Annotated in this window: 15 protein-coding genes; 3 read left to right on the forward strand and 12 right to left on the reverse strand. The window is 47.6% G+C overall.

The window, feature by feature from the left end:
• Window positions 1-3: 3 nt before the first annotated feature.
• The 7 genes from ACSR9A_RS02060 to ACSR9A_RS02090 form a co-directional block, all read right to left on the reverse strand.
• A complete protein-coding gene (locus tag ACSR9A_RS02060; protein ID WP_473755371.1) occupies window positions 4-672 on the reverse strand; it encodes a LysM peptidoglycan-binding domain-containing protein in 669 nt (222 codons plus the stop codon).
• Window positions 672-3,101 (reverse strand): phage tail family protein, encoded by a 2,430-nt coding sequence (locus ACSR9A_RS02065; protein ID WP_473755372.1) that lies wholly within the window; start codon window positions 3,099-3,101, stop codon window positions 672-674. Before ACSR9A_RS02065 ends, ACSR9A_RS02060 begins: the two co-directional genes overlap by 1 nt.
• Window positions 3,102-3,337: 236 nt before the next feature.
• Window positions 3,338-3,760, reverse strand: coding sequence for a phage tail assembly chaperone (locus ACSR9A_RS02070; protein ID WP_341279358.1), 423 nt, complete (start codon window positions 3,758-3,760; stop codon window positions 3,338-3,340).
• A 43-nt stretch (window positions 3,761-3,803) separates the two neighbouring features.
• Entirely contained in the window at window positions 3,804-4,268 is a 465-nt protein-coding gene (locus ACSR9A_RS02075; RefSeq protein WP_046229141.1) for a phage tail tube protein, read from the reverse strand.
• 1 nt (window position 4,269) lies between these two features.
• Entirely contained in the window at window positions 4,270-5,586 is a 1,317-nt protein-coding gene (locus ACSR9A_RS02080; protein WP_473755373.1) for a phage tail sheath family protein, read from the reverse strand.
• 3 nt (window positions 5,587-5,589) lie between these two features.
• Complete coding sequence (locus tag ACSR9A_RS02085) at window positions 5,590-5,778, reverse strand: hypothetical protein (protein ID WP_473755375.1); 189 nt, start codon at window positions 5,776-5,778, stop codon at window positions 5,590-5,592.
• A 269-nt stretch (window positions 5,779-6,047) separates the two neighbouring features.
• Window positions 6,048-6,662 (reverse strand): ECF-type sigma factor family protein, encoded by a 615-nt coding sequence (locus ACSR9A_RS02090; RefSeq protein WP_473755376.1) that lies wholly within the window; start codon window positions 6,660-6,662, stop codon window positions 6,048-6,050.
• A 303-nt stretch (window positions 6,663-6,965) separates the two neighbouring features.
• On the opposite strand from ACSR9A_RS02090, the gene ACSR9A_RS02095 reads away from it, so the two are divergent.
• Both ACSR9A_RS02095 and ACSR9A_RS02100 read left to right on the forward strand, forming a co-directional pair.
• Entirely contained in the window at window positions 6,966-7,394 is a 429-nt protein-coding gene (locus tag ACSR9A_RS02095) for a helix-turn-helix domain-containing protein (RefSeq protein ID WP_341279362.1), read from the forward strand.
• Window positions 7,395-7,402: 8 nt separating this feature from the next.
• On the forward strand, window positions 7,403-7,813 hold the full coding sequence (locus tag ACSR9A_RS02100) for an ImmA/IrrE family metallo-endopeptidase (protein ID WP_338552900.1): 411 nt from the start codon (window positions 7,403-7,405) through the stop codon (window positions 7,811-7,813).
• Window positions 7,814-7,901: 88 nt separating this feature from the next.
• Here the strand turns inward: ACSR9A_RS02100 and ACSR9A_RS02105 are convergent, their stop codons facing one another.
• The 4 genes from ACSR9A_RS02105 to ACSR9A_RS02120 form a co-directional block, all read right to left on the reverse strand.
• The gene (locus ACSR9A_RS02105; RefSeq protein ID WP_473755377.1) at window positions 7,902-8,381 is read right to left on the reverse strand and encodes a GAF domain-containing protein; all 480 of its coding nucleotides are present in this window, start codon (window positions 8,379-8,381) and stop codon (window positions 7,902-7,904) included.
• Between the two features lie 3 nt (window positions 8,382-8,384).
• A complete protein-coding gene (locus tag ACSR9A_RS02110) occupies window positions 8,385-9,680 on the reverse strand; it encodes a homocysteine synthase (RefSeq protein ID WP_341279365.1) in 1,296 nt (431 codons plus the stop codon).
• A gap of 213 nt (window positions 9,681-9,893) precedes the next feature.
• The gene (locus tag ACSR9A_RS02115) at window positions 9,894-11,012 is read right to left on the reverse strand and encodes a stalk domain-containing protein (protein ID WP_473755378.1); all 1,119 of its coding nucleotides are present in this window, start codon (window positions 11,010-11,012) and stop codon (window positions 9,894-9,896) included.
• A 110-nt stretch (window positions 11,013-11,122) separates the two neighbouring features.
• Window positions 11,123-12,550, reverse strand: a complete 1,428-nt coding sequence (locus ACSR9A_RS02120) for an aldehyde dehydrogenase family protein (RefSeq protein ID WP_473755379.1) — start codon at window positions 12,548-12,550, stop codon at window positions 11,123-11,125.
• A gap of 256 nt (window positions 12,551-12,806) precedes the next feature.
• On the opposite strand from ACSR9A_RS02120, the gene ACSR9A_RS02125 reads away from it, so the two are divergent.
• On the forward strand, window positions 12,807-14,045 hold the full coding sequence (locus tag ACSR9A_RS02125; RefSeq protein ID WP_473755380.1) for an MFS transporter: 1,239 nt from the start codon (window positions 12,807-12,809) through the stop codon (window positions 14,043-14,045).
• Between the two features lie 473 nt (window positions 14,046-14,518).
• Here ACSR9A_RS02125 and ACSR9A_RS02130 read toward each other — a convergent pair.
• Window positions 14,519-15,831: S-layer homology domain-containing protein (locus ACSR9A_RS02130; RefSeq protein WP_473755381.1), on the reverse strand; the 1,313-nt coding region annotated here is incomplete at its 5' end.

The following is a 15,831-nucleotide window of genomic DNA, read 5'->3' on the forward strand; positions in this document are numbered from 1 at the left end:
TCATCACCCCGGCAGCTTCAGCACCCTGCCGATTTGCAGCTTGCGCAGCTCAGAATCGGCGATGCCATTCAGCTTCTGTATTTCCTTCCAACGCGACTCGTCTCCGAGCTGCTTTTTGGCTACCCCAATGAGCGTATCGCCGCTTACGAGCGTATAGGTTTTTGGGGTTTCCTTCGTATCGCGCTCTTTCTTGCTGCCCTTCTTTTGGCTTTTATTAATTTCGACGGGCCTTGCCTTATAAAACACATACTTTTTCAGCCCCAGGCTGTATTCAATATCACCAGAGCCCGCCGCTTCCCGCCATTCAAACTTCTCAATGCTGACGGCAAGATTCAAATCGAAGGAGGCACCTGTGAAAATAAAGCGGATCGGACGTTTCTTTTTCATCCAGTCCTGGATCAAGGTCAAATATACATAAGGCTCGAGCAGCGTCTCGCTGGCGATAAACGAATAATTCGCTCCGGGCGCAGGAAAAAAGCTGTCGAAGGAAACCTCCGTCAGCTTTGGACTTTGAATCACATTAATTTCACCAAGACCGGATACGTCGTAAGACTTGCCGCTAGTTGCGTCGCTTATTTGCAGCTCAGCTGGGTTAACCGGCAGTCGAAAGCCGCTTTTCTGATTGTCATAGCTGAGCCAAATACCGTACTCATGATGCTTGTTCGTAATCATTAAGCATACACCCCTTCCGCCGACGAAGCGATTTGTTCATTCAAGGAGCGCTCGATTCGGCCAATGATGGTGTCGATATCCGTACCATTGTTAATGTCGCCGGTCTGCACGCTCACGGTCGGCTGGAGCGATACGAAGTTCTGAATATTTTTCATCTCCGCAAGCTCGCGCATCGTCTTCAGATCCTCGCTGGCGATGTCGACGGTGTCATTGACCTTGCCGACTTCGTCGACTTTGTTGACGTTGGCGATGTCAGGTGTCCCGGATGTTACTGGCGTCACAGGCCCAGTAGGCAGCGCAAATCCGCCGTCTAAATCAGGACTGAAGTTATCTATTGTACTCAATAAACCATCCGTCAAATCCTTCCCTGCTCCATTTCCCTGTGTATAAGCATCAGTGGTGTCTGTTGTTTTCATTCTTAAATCAGAAAAGTCAACAACATTACCAATTTTATCTGGCTTAAGCCCTTCCACTGCGCTTAAATCAAGTTCAGGAATCAAAGGAATTTTCAAATCTGAGATGCTGTTAATTTTACCAATAAGCCAGTTCACACCATTAATTAAGAAATTAATCATACTTCCGAAATTATCAGTAATATTTTTAATAAGATTATAAAAGAGATTTTGAATAGCATACCCAGGTTCTTCAAATACATTGATCAAAAATTCAGCCACTGAAACGATAATATTCCAGAGAAAGGCAATTGAATTTTTAATAGTAGCAAATAGTGCATAAATGATTCCAATGACAAAACCAATTATATCTCCAACTGTCCCACCAAAGGCAATGACCGCTGCGACTAATAATCCCACTACCAAGATAACGGCTAGTATAGGCAAATTCAACATTAACCATCCGGCTATCTGCATATAAAGAGGAAGCAGCATATTATATAATCCTGCGATCATAGTAGGAATCAAAAAGACTGCCGCTGTTAGTAACATCGCAGCAATTGCTGGCCAGTAGGTTATTATATTGGTTATTACCCATAATGCTGCATCCCCCAGCATGACAAAGAGTTCTGCTGCAAAGCTTAATCCAGCACTGAGGATATCAAAATAGCCTTGAAGCTGTCCGCTATTAAAAGCTTCCTGAACCCTTGCAATGAATGGGGAAAGGACATCCAATGCCCCCATTCCTGCGTCAGCCAGGGAGGTTTTCAAATTACTAACAAGTGTATTGATTTGACTTTGTGGACTTTTATATACAATATCCAATTCAGCTATACCGAGATTTGCATTTTCAAAAACTTGATTAAGTCCAGTCAAAAATCCGTTCACATCGCCATTATTAATGTATGCTTGCGGATCGAAGCCCTCTGCCGCTTCCGAGGAAATACCATATTGTCTCATTAATAACGTCATATCGCCGTTCATCGCAGCTTTTATGGCCTCACCCGACTTGGCAGTACCTCCTTCTTGTGGATCAAATGCCGCAAGCTGCATAGCCATAGAGGTCATCTTCGTATATTGATCCATATTCTCTGCCATTGGAAGAAGCGTCATCGTATTTTTAAGCGCTTCAGTAGGGTCAATTCCTGCTGAAATCGCCTGATTCCTTACCGTCTCAAAAATGGCCGTGCCTTTTTCCTTACTCCCTGTACGTGCAATTAACAAATCCTTTTGAGTACGTTCGCTTAATGCACCTTTCAGGGATATTGCTGCTAGCTCAGAAGCTATTTTCAAAAGCTGCGTTTTAATAGCACTAAAAGGAGTAAGAAACGAATCGTCAACCGGCATTTGAAATGCCAGTTTCATATCTTGAAATGGCTTAAGAATCATATCCTGCTTTAGTCCGTTAAAAAAGCCCCCAGCTTTACCTAATAGCTTAGTGAACATGTCATTTGACGGTTCTTGCGAATCATTACGAGTATTTCCCACCGGCTTAATAGTCTTGTTATTCAACGGTATTTTAAAATTACTAACCATGAATTTAAATGGCAAAACAAACTTACTCTCAAACTCCCATGTTAATGCTTGGCCAACATCTTTTATCTTCGAAATCGCCCCAGCCGCTTTTTGGGTTTTTAATAGATTTTTAGCACCCGCTAGTGGTACAGTAAACATATCCCTCAACGGCGATTCTAATACATTTTTAACGTCTGTTTTTAACCCAAGTAAGAGACCCTCCAAAGACAATTTGGGTACGCTTACTCCCTTTAGCATGCCACCTATCCCCGACATACCTGAACTGCTGCTCTTAGCGGCAGTCGCATTGAAGCTGCTTAGCGTTTTGCCCAAAGTTGAAACTACACGATTCATCTCGTTCATCGTTTTGTTTAGCTTATTGAATTCCGAGGCTGCAGCAAACGTTTGCTGGGTTGAAGCGGCGCCGGTCTGTACCATGAACAACAACGTATTTTTCAACTGATCCAGCATTTTAACAGCACTTGCAGCAGCACTAGCATCCAATTTTACCGTATCGGCCATCCTTCCACCTCCTTACAGAACAAAAGCGCCCTCTAATAGAGAAGCGCCGTCCCGTTACCTTCATTATTTCTTCTTCATTTTGGCCCGTTGCTTTTTCTCGCTGTCGATGCGAACATCGATCATCGCGTAGATCGCCGCTTTCTCGCGGCGCGACATGCTCATCAGCTCATGGGGCAAAATGCGAAGCTCGTGGAGGGCGTAGTAAGCGTAATTCGCTTCCCCGTCGCCCTCTTTAATTAGTTTTTTACTTCATCGCTCAGCTCATTAAGACTTTGATTAAAGCCATTGATTTCCTGTACACGCTGCACGAGCGAAGCATATTCGCCCGGGCGCAGCATTTTGCGGAGCAGATGCTCAGCGCCCATCGTGCCGTACGATTTCTGCAGCTCGGCATCCTTCAAGCTCGGATATTGAATGCTGCTTACGACCAGCTTGGCCAAATATTCATCCGTATTCGTCTCCGGCACGAAGGTACCGTTTTTGCCTTTCACTTTGCGGGTTGCGGATTTGCGGCATTCTTCATTCTCCGCCTCCGTCATGCTGCGCAGCTCCCAGGCTACCGGATTGCCGTCTGCATCCTTGAATCGCTCGGACACGACGAATTTCTCCGTCGCCTCCGCAGCTGTATTTTGCGCAAAAAACAAGCTTAAGTCACTCATTTGCTACCTCCATGGATTGGGTTTATTTTAAAATAAAGCTATTTTATACGCGTGCTGGCGCTTTGAAGCTTTCAGCAATATCGACGCCGTCGAAGGTGAACTCAAGCTCTTCCTCAAGCGCTTCGCTCTCCGTGTCGAGCTTGCCGATGATGACCTTGTTCAGGTTGACGTTGTATAGTACAACCTCTTGGCGGCCGATTGTCGAAGTCGGATCTTCGTTGATGATGTGGACATCAAAGTTCGTATCAATGCCCGTTTTCACATAATCGAGCATCATTTGGCGGAATTTCGACGTCACATAATACACCGTCATGCTGCCGGTACCCGACCAGCCCGTTGCTTTGTGCTGCAATGCGCGATGACCCAGCGTCTTAATTTCCGCTTTCGTCTTCTCCACGCTTGCTTCAAGCGTTTTAATATAGAACATTTCCTCGTTTTGGCCGTTGATTTTCGCATAAGCGCGTCCCTCTTGCCCCGAAATCGTATCTCCTGCATGCAAAAATGCCATATTACTTCACCGTCACTTTCATGTATACTTTTTCAATGCTGTCAACCGGCTGGATGTAAACGTTGATAACGATGCTGTCGGAAGCCTCGCCCGCTTCAACCGTCAGGTCGGTTTGGGAATTAAAGTTTTGAATCGCATTGCCGTCCTGGAGCAGCGTCAAATATTTCACGCATTCGCTGCGGAATAGGCTGCGGCCATCCGGGTTGTTATCGATTTTGCCGATATATTGCGTCTCGAACAGTTTTTTCATGTCAGTCGCAATGCCGTCCAGCACGCGGATAACGCGATTTTTCGCAAAAGAAGGATTTTTGCCTGGCACATAGGTGACCAGAGAGTTAATATCCTGCTCAACAATGACGCGGCCGCCATTCGGTGTGAACAAAAACTCACCCGCACGCAAAGCCTGCTCGATTTGTGAATTTGAATAACGAACGTCGGCATCCACCGCACCTTCATACACGCTGTAAGTAAGCGACTCACTCATGCTTGCGCCGGAAGTAGCAGCTGCCACCCATACGGTTGCCTGCTCGGCATTTACAGCTGTGCCGTCTTCAAGCTTGACGCCATTTTTCACGCTAATGATACCTTCGTAATCCGATAGTGGGGCATTCGCCAGCACGACCTGAATTTTCTTGCCATCATTTTCGCGCAGCCTGCGGGCAAAAGCGGCGTAAACCGACTTCAGCGAGCTGTCGCCAGACACAAGCGCCACCGCATTAAATTCCTGCAGCTCAACAGCTGCCAAGTAATCCAAATGATTTTGATTCGTCACCGTGCCGTTCGCACCGCCAGCAAGTACTGTGCCAGCTGTCGCAACAAGCGTGCCCGTGCCGCTGAAATCGACGAAGCGATTGGATTCAAGACCGGCAATCGCAGCCACCGTCTGCGAATCCACCTCTTCACCCGCCAAGTAAGTAACAACGTCGAATTGATCTTCGTCATCCACATTGCTTTGAACCGATACGGTAATATCGTTACCACGAGTACCGCCAAATTTGGCTGTTGCAACCAGGCCACCAATCGTTGCAGTCGCTTTCGTCCCTGCGTTCAAGCGGTAGAGCAGCAAAGTTTGTGCCCGTTTCAAAGCTTCACGAACGAGCAGCATTTCCGGTGCGGTTACATCATAACCAAGTACGCTGCGCAGATCGTCACCTGCTTTAATAGAAATCATCGTTTGCGGCGCACCCCAGTTCAGTGTCAGCGCCGTTGATACGATGCCGCGTTCCCCTACGTTTGCTGCCGATTGCGGCTCAGCCGCGAAATTAATGTATACCCCTGGTCTTGCTTTCGTTTGCGTTGTCCAAGTTCCTCCTGCCATGATCTACATGACCTCCTTTTGTGAATATGCTTGTAATTGCTGTTTGACCTGCTCATGGGAGTACGCGCTCTGCTCGTCCAAAATGACGCTCAGCACATCCTTCTCTCCTGCGGAATACCGTGCTGCTGCCAGCAGCTTCCGCTTGCTGTGCTTTGCTTCCAGCGTGCCTTGCCGATTTTCCTGATCGTTCACCGCTGCTTCCCTCCTGTTTCCTCCAAGCTACCTTGCGGCTCTGTTGCCGCCTCTCTCGGCGATTACCAGCCTTGACGCTGCTGCTGTAAAGCTTCCTTCACCTGGCGCTACATGTCCTCACCCCCTTTCATATTGAGATATTTAAATTACTTATAATTATGAAAAGAGGATTTAAAATACCTATCGAGCATCGCTTGCTGCCGTTGCTCATTTGGTGACAATATCATAATAACACGGTTTTGAAGGCCATTTCGGACACTGGGCGGACACTATACGGACATAAACCGGACAATCTCGGAAACGGCTTTTTGACGCCATCTGCGGAAGGTGCGATCGACGATTCCGAGCTCCGATGCGACGAAATCTGCTGGCTTTCCTTCAATATATCGAAGCCTGAGCAGCGTCGCATATTCAGGGAAACAAGCTTCCAGCGCTTCCAGTGACTCATCAATCGTTTGCAGCTGACGCTCCAAATCCTGCAGCTCGCTCAAACGCTCAATAACACCTTCATAACCTTCCGGCGCTGCACCGGCCCTCGCCTCAATAACTTTAGCGATTTTGCGGCTGAGCTCCTGTACGAGCTGTTCTTCATCGGCATTGCCCGGCTGAATTTGCTTCACTTCTCTTAATTGAGCCTTCGTTCCCGCCGGATATTTCGTTAAATGCGCATGTGCCAGCTGCTCCAGCTGCTGCTCCTGCTTGTCCAAGTACATATAAGAAGGAATCCCGCGCAGCTGGCGATGAAGCTCCTGAAGCTTGTCATCCTCATAGACCGTGCTCACCGTCAGACCGCTTCCAACCTTTTGCCTCTCAATCAGCTTCTTTCTGGCAGCGAGACGCTTATACGACTTTAATTGCTCAATAGTCAACTTTTCTACGTCCATTAAAATACCCTCTTCCTATTTATTTAAGTATTTTTATTACCCTGCGTTTTAAAAAAATAATAACATATCTACGATATTGACAATACCATCGTTAAAAGGTAAACTATAATTATAGTATTAAAAATACGTTTTAGCCGCTTTTAAGGCTTATATACTCGCTTTCAAATGCTTCACTTGCTATTTTCAGTAGCATTTGCTGAATTCGTTCATAGCCGCTGTAACGACTGTGAATCCTATTATAATTGATATTTATAATACCGTCAAGTATTATAAATACCTTTTCGAGAGACGGAGGGTATTACCATGGCGATGGGAGCAAGGATCAAGCAATTGCGCACACAACGAGGGCTAACGCAGCAGGAAATTGCTGAACAGCTTGGCATGGGACGTTCAAATTTTGGGCATATCGAAAACGATCGTGTCGTTCCAACTAGTGAGGATTTGCAGAAAATTGCAGACATTTTGCATACGACTGCCGACTATTTGCTAGGACGCCGCGATGCGTTTGCGGAGCACGTGCCGGACTGGGCAACTGCCAAAGACAAACGGGATTTCAAAAAAATGCTGGAGGAAGACGGAGAAGTCATGTTTGATGGCGTTCCGATGAGCCAGGGTGACCGCCAGCGTGTCATGGATGTGCTGACCGGCCTATTCTGGGAAGCTAAGCAGATGAACAAACGTGCTCCCAAACCAGAGATAACGGACAAAACAACAGATCATACCGAAGGGTAGGTGCTGCCATGGACAAACTAATACTGCGCCTTGTACGAAAATTCCAGACAAGAGATCCTTTTGTGATCGCAAACGGTTTGGGTATCCATATCCGTTACGCCGATCTGGGGCAAGAAACGCGAGGCTTTTATTATAAGAAGCTGCGCCGTCGGTTTATCGTTATACACGAGCGTCTGCCGGATGACTGGCAGCGTTTTGTGTGTGCGCATGAGCTGGGACATGACCGCCTGCATCCCGGCTTTAGCCGTTTTTGGCTGGATGAGCAGTCCTTTATCAATGTTGGAAAATATGAGCGCCAAGCGAATAAATTCGCCGTCCGCCTGCTGACCTCAGGTGACACGATCGGCCGTTCGGAATCGATCGGCGAGCTGCTACAGCGCAACGGCGTGCCAAAGGAAATGGATAAGTTTTATTTTTAGCTGCTTCATTCATGGAGAATAGAAATGAAATCACCAAGAGCTCCAGAACGCCAATCGGCGGCCTGGAGCTCTTGGTGCTGCAATTATTTTATAAATACTTTTCCAAAATATTCACAAATGCCGTTAACGTCGCCAAATCCGTCTCATCAAACCGCGAGAATTGCGGGCTATCGATGTCGAGCACGCCAATAACCGCTCCAGCCCGTTTCAAGGGAATGACCAGCTCGGAATTTGATGCGCTGTCGCAGGCAATATGGCCGGGAAATTGATGCACATCCGCAACCAATACCGCCTCGCCGCGGCTAACCGCTGTTCCACAGACACCTCTGCCCACTTTGATGCGCGTACATGCCGGCTTGCCTTGGAAAGGTCCGAGTACAAGCTCCTCCCCATCCAGCAAATAAAAGCCGACCCAGTTAATATCGCTCAAAAATTGCTGGAGCAAGGCCGAAGCATTGGCCAAATTAGCGAGCTGGCTGGGCTCATCTTCGATAAGCCCCTCCAATTGCTTCAGCAGCAGGCGTTCGTTCTCTTCTTTTGTTCCTGTATAAAGTTGTTCAGTAAACATCACTTACTCCTGACTGATTTTGATCGCTTGCTCCAAATCATAAATAATATCGTCAATGCCTTCTGTGCCGACAGATAAACGAATGAGTCCTGGTGTAACTCCCGATGCAAGCTGGCTTTGCTCATCGAGCTGTTGATGCGTCGTGCTTGCCGGATGGATAATAAGCGACTTGGAATCGCCGACGTTGGCAAGATGTGAAAATAGCTCCACGCCATGAATCAGCTTTTTGCCTGCTTCCACGCCGCCTTTAATGCCGAAGCTGATAATGGCGCCTTGGCCCTTCGGCAAATATTTTTGCGCCAGGGCATGCGATGCATGGCTTGCGAGACCCGGATAGCTTACCCATTCCACTGATTCGTGCTGTTCCAAATAATTAGCAACAGCAAGGGCATTAGAGCTGTGGCGTTCCATACGCAAATGCAGCGTTTCAAGCCCCTGCAGCAGCAGGAACGAGTTGAATGGCGACAGCGAAGCCCCCATATCGCGAAGCAGCTGCACGCGTGCTTTAATAATATAAGCAATTGCACCAACAGCTTGCGTATACACAAGACCATGGTAGCTTGGGTCCGGCTCAGTCAGACCTGGGAATTTGTCATTTTGCGCCCAGTCGAATTTACCTCCGTCTACAATAACGCCACCAATGGACGTTCCGTGACCGCCAATGAACTTCGTCGCCGAGTGAACAACGATGTCTGCTCCATGTTCAATTGGACGAAGCAAATACGGGCTTGGGAATGTATTGTCCACGATAAGCGGAATGCCATTCTCATGGGCAACCGCAGCAACCGCTTCAATATCGAGCACATCGCCGCGCGGGTTGCCAATCGTTTCAGCGAAGACCGCCTTCGTATTAGCATTAATAGCCTTGCGGAAATTTTCCGGATCGGAGGAATCAACAAAATGCACTTTAATGCCGAGCTTCGGCAGCGTATGGGCGAACAAGTTGTATGTGCCACCATACAGGCTGGCCGAGGAAACAATTTCGTCGCCTGCAGATGCAATGTTCAGAATGGAATAAGTGATCGCTGCTGAACCGGATGCCACGCCAAGTGCGCCAACTCCGCCTTCAAGCTCAGTAATCCGCTTCTCGAACACATCTGTCGTTGGGTTCATAATGCGTGTATAGATATTGCCAAATTCCTCAAGACCAAACAATCTTGCCGCATGATCTGTATCTTTAAACCCATAGGAAGTGGTCTGATAAATCGGTACCGCACGCGATTGTGTTGCTGGATCAATTTGCTGACCTGCGTGTACCGCTAAAGTTTCAGGTGAATATTGTCTCTCTTGCTTAGCCATTATAAAAAACCTCCCAGAACGTTAGTTTTTTCAAGCTTGCGAATATAACACCCTGCGTCATCACTATTCCTACCATAAAAGTAGGAATTAAAAACGATTATAGCAGATCTATGCAAAATTATACAGTAGGGAGACAAGCTTTCATACAAAAAAATATTCCGCCAGCCCTTGACAGAACTGGCGGAATACTGATTAAGCAATCAACGTTTACACTTACTCAAACGCCTCAAATGGCGTCACAAACTCCGGCATGCCTTCGGCATAAGACGTATATTCATACTGCTCGAAAGCAATGGCGATTCCCTCATGCTTCAAATAGAAGGAACGATTCGATTTAATGCCATTGAACGGTGCAATCAGCGGCAGCCTGCGTTCTTTAATTTGCTTGTTGATCGAAGCATTAATAATGGATAAATATTTCGAGTTGTAATCGGCAGCTTCCTTCAGCGTCAGCAGCTCGCCGTTACCCAGATCAAACGTATAAGGCACGCGGATGGTTATGCCATGCGCTCCGCCCAGGTAGGAGTAATAATCCACATACAGGCTGAGGCGTCCCTGTTCATTATAGGTCACGTTAAACGCACCCTCAAAGGTTACCTTGGGAAATGTTGTACCTGGATTTTTTTTGATGTAAGCTGCATTTCCGGCCGTAGCAATAGAAAGATCCTTCTGACCGGCTGCCGCATAAGACTCCGCTTCCTGCTTCAAATACGTATTGATTTTACCCTCAACTGTTTTGTCCTTTAGGTCTTCGATGACCGGATAATTAACAAGCAGCGTTTGCTTGTCGCTATTTTCCTCAATCGTGCCCAGCGCAACCGTAAGCTCATTTTCCTCAATCGTGTTAATGACTACCGTCTTGCTGCCTTTCTCATAGGAAATGCCGTAGCCCATTCGTTCCAGCAAAAAACGCAGCGGCACATAAGCCGAGCCTTTATAAATAAGCGCTGGGTCGCCGTATGTCCTCTGACCATTGATGACATAGCTGCCATCCTCCGGATTCGCCGTCAACTTGCGTCCTCTTCCATCGAGTGTAATCGTGCGGCTATTCACATTCCACGTAATATCCAGACCCAGCTTCTCGTTGAGCGAGCGAATGCCAATATAGGTGCTGCCGTTAATGTTAATCGTCGGGATGGAGTATTTGTAGTCGTCAATGATAAACGGTTGTGGGACGACGCGATAGGTTTGCACAGCCGTTGCCGCTGCTGCCTTCTCCATTGCAGGAAAACCGAATGCTGCAGGCGAAGCGCCTACTATAAGACTTGCTGCCAGAATCGAAGCAAGGGTACGTTTGTAAGTCATCGTTTTAAAAGGATTCATATTCATCATTCATCTTCCTCTCCGTGAGTTCATTATCATTGTAGACGCACATACCATCAAATAAGTTACAAACTAGGTTTAAAAAATAAGGCTTGAACGGGATGCGACGAATCGCCCCGCTACTTGTTCCGATTCACAATAACCAGCTTCATCTCCAGCATTTCTTCCACTGCATATTTAATGCCCTCGCGCCCGGTGCCGCTGAGCTTCACGCCGCCGTAAGGCATTTGATCGACGCGGAATGTAGGAATATCGTTGATTAGAACGCCGCCCACATGCAGCGCATCCGCCGCATCAAGCGCTTTGCCAATATTTTGCGTAAAAATGCCCGCTTGCAGGCCGTAATCGGAAGCGTTCACCTGCTGAATGCCTTCCTCGATGCTGCTAATTTTATTGATTATCACAATCGGTGCAAACACTTCCTTGCAGGAAACCTTCGCCTCTGCTGGCACCTGAAGCAGCACGGTCGGCTGCATAACGCCTTGCTCGTCGACTCGGCCCCCAATAGCCAGCTCGGCACCAAGCTGGACTGCTTCCTCCACCCAATCCATCGCCCGTTTCGTGGCTGTCTCCGAAATGAGCGAGGATACATCCGTATGTTCGCTCAGCGGATCGCCTGTCCGCAGCGCTGCTGCCAAAGCTACAAATCTATGCACAAAAGCTTCATACAGGTCCTCCACGACAAAAATCCGCTGCAGCGATATGCAAATTTGTCCTTGATACGAATAGGCTCCGGTTACACAACGTGCAGCAACAGCATCGACATCACTATCGTGATCAATGATGACTGCGGAATTGGAGCCCAGCTCCAGCGTCACACGCTTCAGTCCCGCCTGCTTGCGAATGCCTATTCCGACCTCCGGGCTGCCGGTGAACGTAATCATCTTCACACAGGAATCCTGCACCAGCCTCTCGCCAAGCAGCTTGCCGTCTCCACTAATGACATTGAGCGCTCCCGGCGGCAGGCCGGCCTCCTCGAACAGCTTGGCAATAAAATAAGCGGATAGCGGCGTCTGCGGAGCGGGCTTCAGCACAACGGTGTTGCCCGCCGCAAGCGCGGGTCCGACTTTATGCGCAACCAGGTTTAGCGGAAAATTAAACGGCGTAATCGCGCCAATAACGCCAAGCGGCTCGCGCAGCGTATAGGCAAGACGACCTTCACCGCCGGGCGCTGCGTCTAGCGGCACCATTTCGCCATGAATCCGCTTCGCTTCTTCCGCGGCAAATTGATACGTTTGCACGGTGCGGTCCACCTCGGCGCGAGCCGTCTTAATCGGCTTTGCCGCCTCCATAGCTATGATCCGCGCCGCTTCTTCCTTGCGTTCCCGCAAGAGCGATGCCACCTTGGCCAAAATCTCCGCCCGGCGATAGGCGGGCAGCTTACGCATAACGGCGCCCGCTTCCAGCGCCGCCTCAATCGCTTGATCAACCTGCTCGATCCCTGCACTCGCTACCTCTGCAATTACCTCGCCTGAATAAGGCGAGCGTAACGAATCGTATTGCTGTGCACTTGCTTCTTGACCATTGACATATAAGTTTTGTTTCATTGGAGCCCGTCCCTTCTCTAACCAAACCATGCCTATCCACTAGCCCTATGTAACTATTTATAACCATAATTCGGGCCATTGAAGCGAAATCCCTTCTAGTACGCTTGATTCAAGCTTCATTTACATTCATATCCTTATACTTTCGCAATGACCGTTGAAAAAGCTTATATTGAATTCAAGCGGGCGAGTCTTTACAATGAGCAGGTACAGCAGGTACCCATTTACTTTTTTAATTTCTTAAAGGTGGCTATTGCAAATGTTCAACCGACTTCGTACCGTTAACAAAAATTATGTGCTGCAGCTCGCAGCTATTTTCATCGGTTTTATTGTGTTCGGTATTTCTGAAAATGTAAAAGGACCCGCAATTCCTCGGATCCAATACGATTTCGCCCTCGATGAGCAGCAGCTTGGCTCCTTGCTGTCGCTAAACGCGCTCGGCTATATGCTTGCTTGCTCATTCACAGCCTTTCTAACGCGCAAGTTTGGCGTCAAGCTTGTCACACTGGTTGCTTTCGGCTCGATGGTTCTCTCAGGCGTCCTTATATTCTTTTCCAAAAGCTATACCTTTTTCGGAGCCTCCTATTTCCTCATGTATATCGGCAACGGCATGCTGGAAATTGCGCTCGCGGTCATTGGGGCACGCATCTTCGTGCGCAATGTCGGAACGATGATGAATTTATCCCATTTTTTCTATGGGCTCAGCTCGACCGTTGCCCCGATGATTGCTTCGGGCCTCATTACAGTGAGCGTCTACGGCCATATTCTGGATTGGCGCGGCATGTATCTCATCATGCTTTCGCTATGCCTCATTCCGATGATCCCGACGCTGCTCAGTAAATTTCCCGGCGATGATGCAGCGGATGGTCCACGCTCCGGCTTTCGGGAGCTGATGCGTGATCCGGCCTTGTGGCTGATCGCGCTCATTCTCACCTTCGGCGTCGTGGCAGAGCTTGCGGTAGGCGGCTGGCTCGTCAACTTTTTGGAGAAGGCTTACGCTTGGCAAAATGTATCCGCATCCGGCATGCTGTCCGCCTTCTTCCTCTGCTTCGCTGGCGCGCGGCTGCTGCTTGGCCCGCTTACGGACAAAATCGGCTTCAACCTGTCGCTGCTGCTCTTCGCCGGCGTATCGTCGATCTGTACGTTTATCGCAGTGTGGGGCGGTGAATCACTGGCGTTTCTGTTCGCTGCTGCCGGAATCGGCATCGCTCCGATTTATCCGACCGTTATGGCCTTCATCGCGAGGCGCTACCCGCGCGGCAGCGAATCCGCCATTACCTTTACGGTCACGATCATGGGGATCGGCAGCGTTATTTTCAACTATTTGATTGGCGCTGTTACCCAACTAGTGAAAAATACGTACGGGGCCGAGACGCAAATTGGCTTGCTGCGCGGACTTCAAGCCGGCTACGGCTTCATTGGCCTCTGCCTGCTCTTATGCGCGATAACCGGCGTCATCCTCTACCGTTATTTAGCGGCGCGCAAAGAGCTCATCTAGCAGCTTGTCCGCCTGCTTAAACCCTATTCAGCCTATTCTGCCAATAGATCCGATTTTAATTAAACGGCCTGACCGATTCGTGGGGCGCAAGTCTGTGCTCCGTGGTTCAGTCAGGCCGCTTTTCCTTTATCCTTGAAAGCAGTCATAACATCCGGCGTAGACCGACATACAAAGTGATCTAAACTTCCCTATGAAACCAAGCTCTTGTGCATAAGCATCTTCAATGCATGATGGAAACAGAAACCACGTTGTATTTTTGAAGCGTCTATCATAAAAAAGACTACCTCCTTGGTTTAGGAAGTAGTCGATGCTGTAGAAATTAGTTTTAATTCATAGAAATTACAGCTATCTTTGTGCTAAATTTCAACCTATACTCTCTCAGGATAATGATCTCTACAAACTGTTAATTTCCCAAAATGCGAGCAGCGTACAAAGTGTAGATTATGCTCGTGGAAAGGCTTTGTTCATTTAGCTTAAATTAGCTCAGACTTTTTAAGAAGCCGTTGTATCATGACTGCAGCCTCAGCTCGCGTAATGTACGCTTTAGGAGCAAGAAGGGCATTATTCTTGCCTATAATAATACCAGCTTGTACAGCGTCGGCTATGCTCTCTCTTGCCCAATCCGAAACACCAGCCGCATCTTTGAATGAACTTATCCACTCTCCTACAGGTTGTGAAGATAGTTTCTCTTCCAGGCCTGTGATTGTCATCGCCTTGACAATAATAGACATCGCCTGTTCTCGGGTAATCCGATCATTAGGACGGAAAGTCCCGTCTTCATAACCGCTAATTAATTGGTATTCATAAGCTGCGTTAATTGCGCTGCTATACCACTCTGAATCTTTAACATCTGTGAATCGAGCTGCTCCATTCTCCAATTTCAATCCCAATCCACGAACAATAAACTCCGTGAATTCAGCACGAGTAATGTTTTGATCGGGTTTAAAATTATCAATATCGACTCCTGTTATGACCATGCGAGAAGCCATATCATTCACCGTATCCTTGGCCCAATGCTTTTCCACATCCTTGAATATCATTGGATTCCATATAACCGTGTACATACTGTTAGTCAAACTGCTAATTTTTGCGTGGTATTTGTCTTCGATCTGAATAATTTGGGTGGGTACATGTCGAACGGTTCCGTCTGCCTCAATAACAACACCAGTTGTAATGTTATTTGGATCCACACTCTCTGGAATTGCGATTGTTCGTTCAACGTAGTTGTCAAACAGCGATAGATCGACGACTACATTGCCGTATACAGCCTTTACAGTAAAGTTAATTGTCGGTGTTACAATTTTAAATTTCCCATTCTTGGCTGCATTTTCAACTAATTTAATCATATCTGCTGTAGGTAGAGAAACTTCAACTTGGAAAGTAATATCTCGCAAATTAACCGAACTTCCGATTTGGTCAGATATAAAATCCAAATCGATTTGATCAACAGGAAGCGTATAAGTCGCTTTATCCGTATGCAATGCTAGAATCACAAGATTGTCTAGCATGTGTTTGACCATCTGACCATTCAGATCAACTTTAATCTTATCTGCATTATCTGTTACTTGTATCGTGACTACTGCACCTTTACCTTCATCCGCGATTTTCTCCTCATATTTAGCCTGATCGAGGATAACGGTTGTCACGGTTTGATTATCTATCTTAGTCCTAATAGCCTTGCCCAGATTCTCAACCTTGCCATTGATTAGAACGTCGATACTCGTGTCCGAAATCTCAGGCATGGTCGAAGATGATGTTTGTCCATTATTATTACTCGATTGCACTG

This window comes from Paenibacillus sp. R-74696 (genome assembly GCF_055814915.1).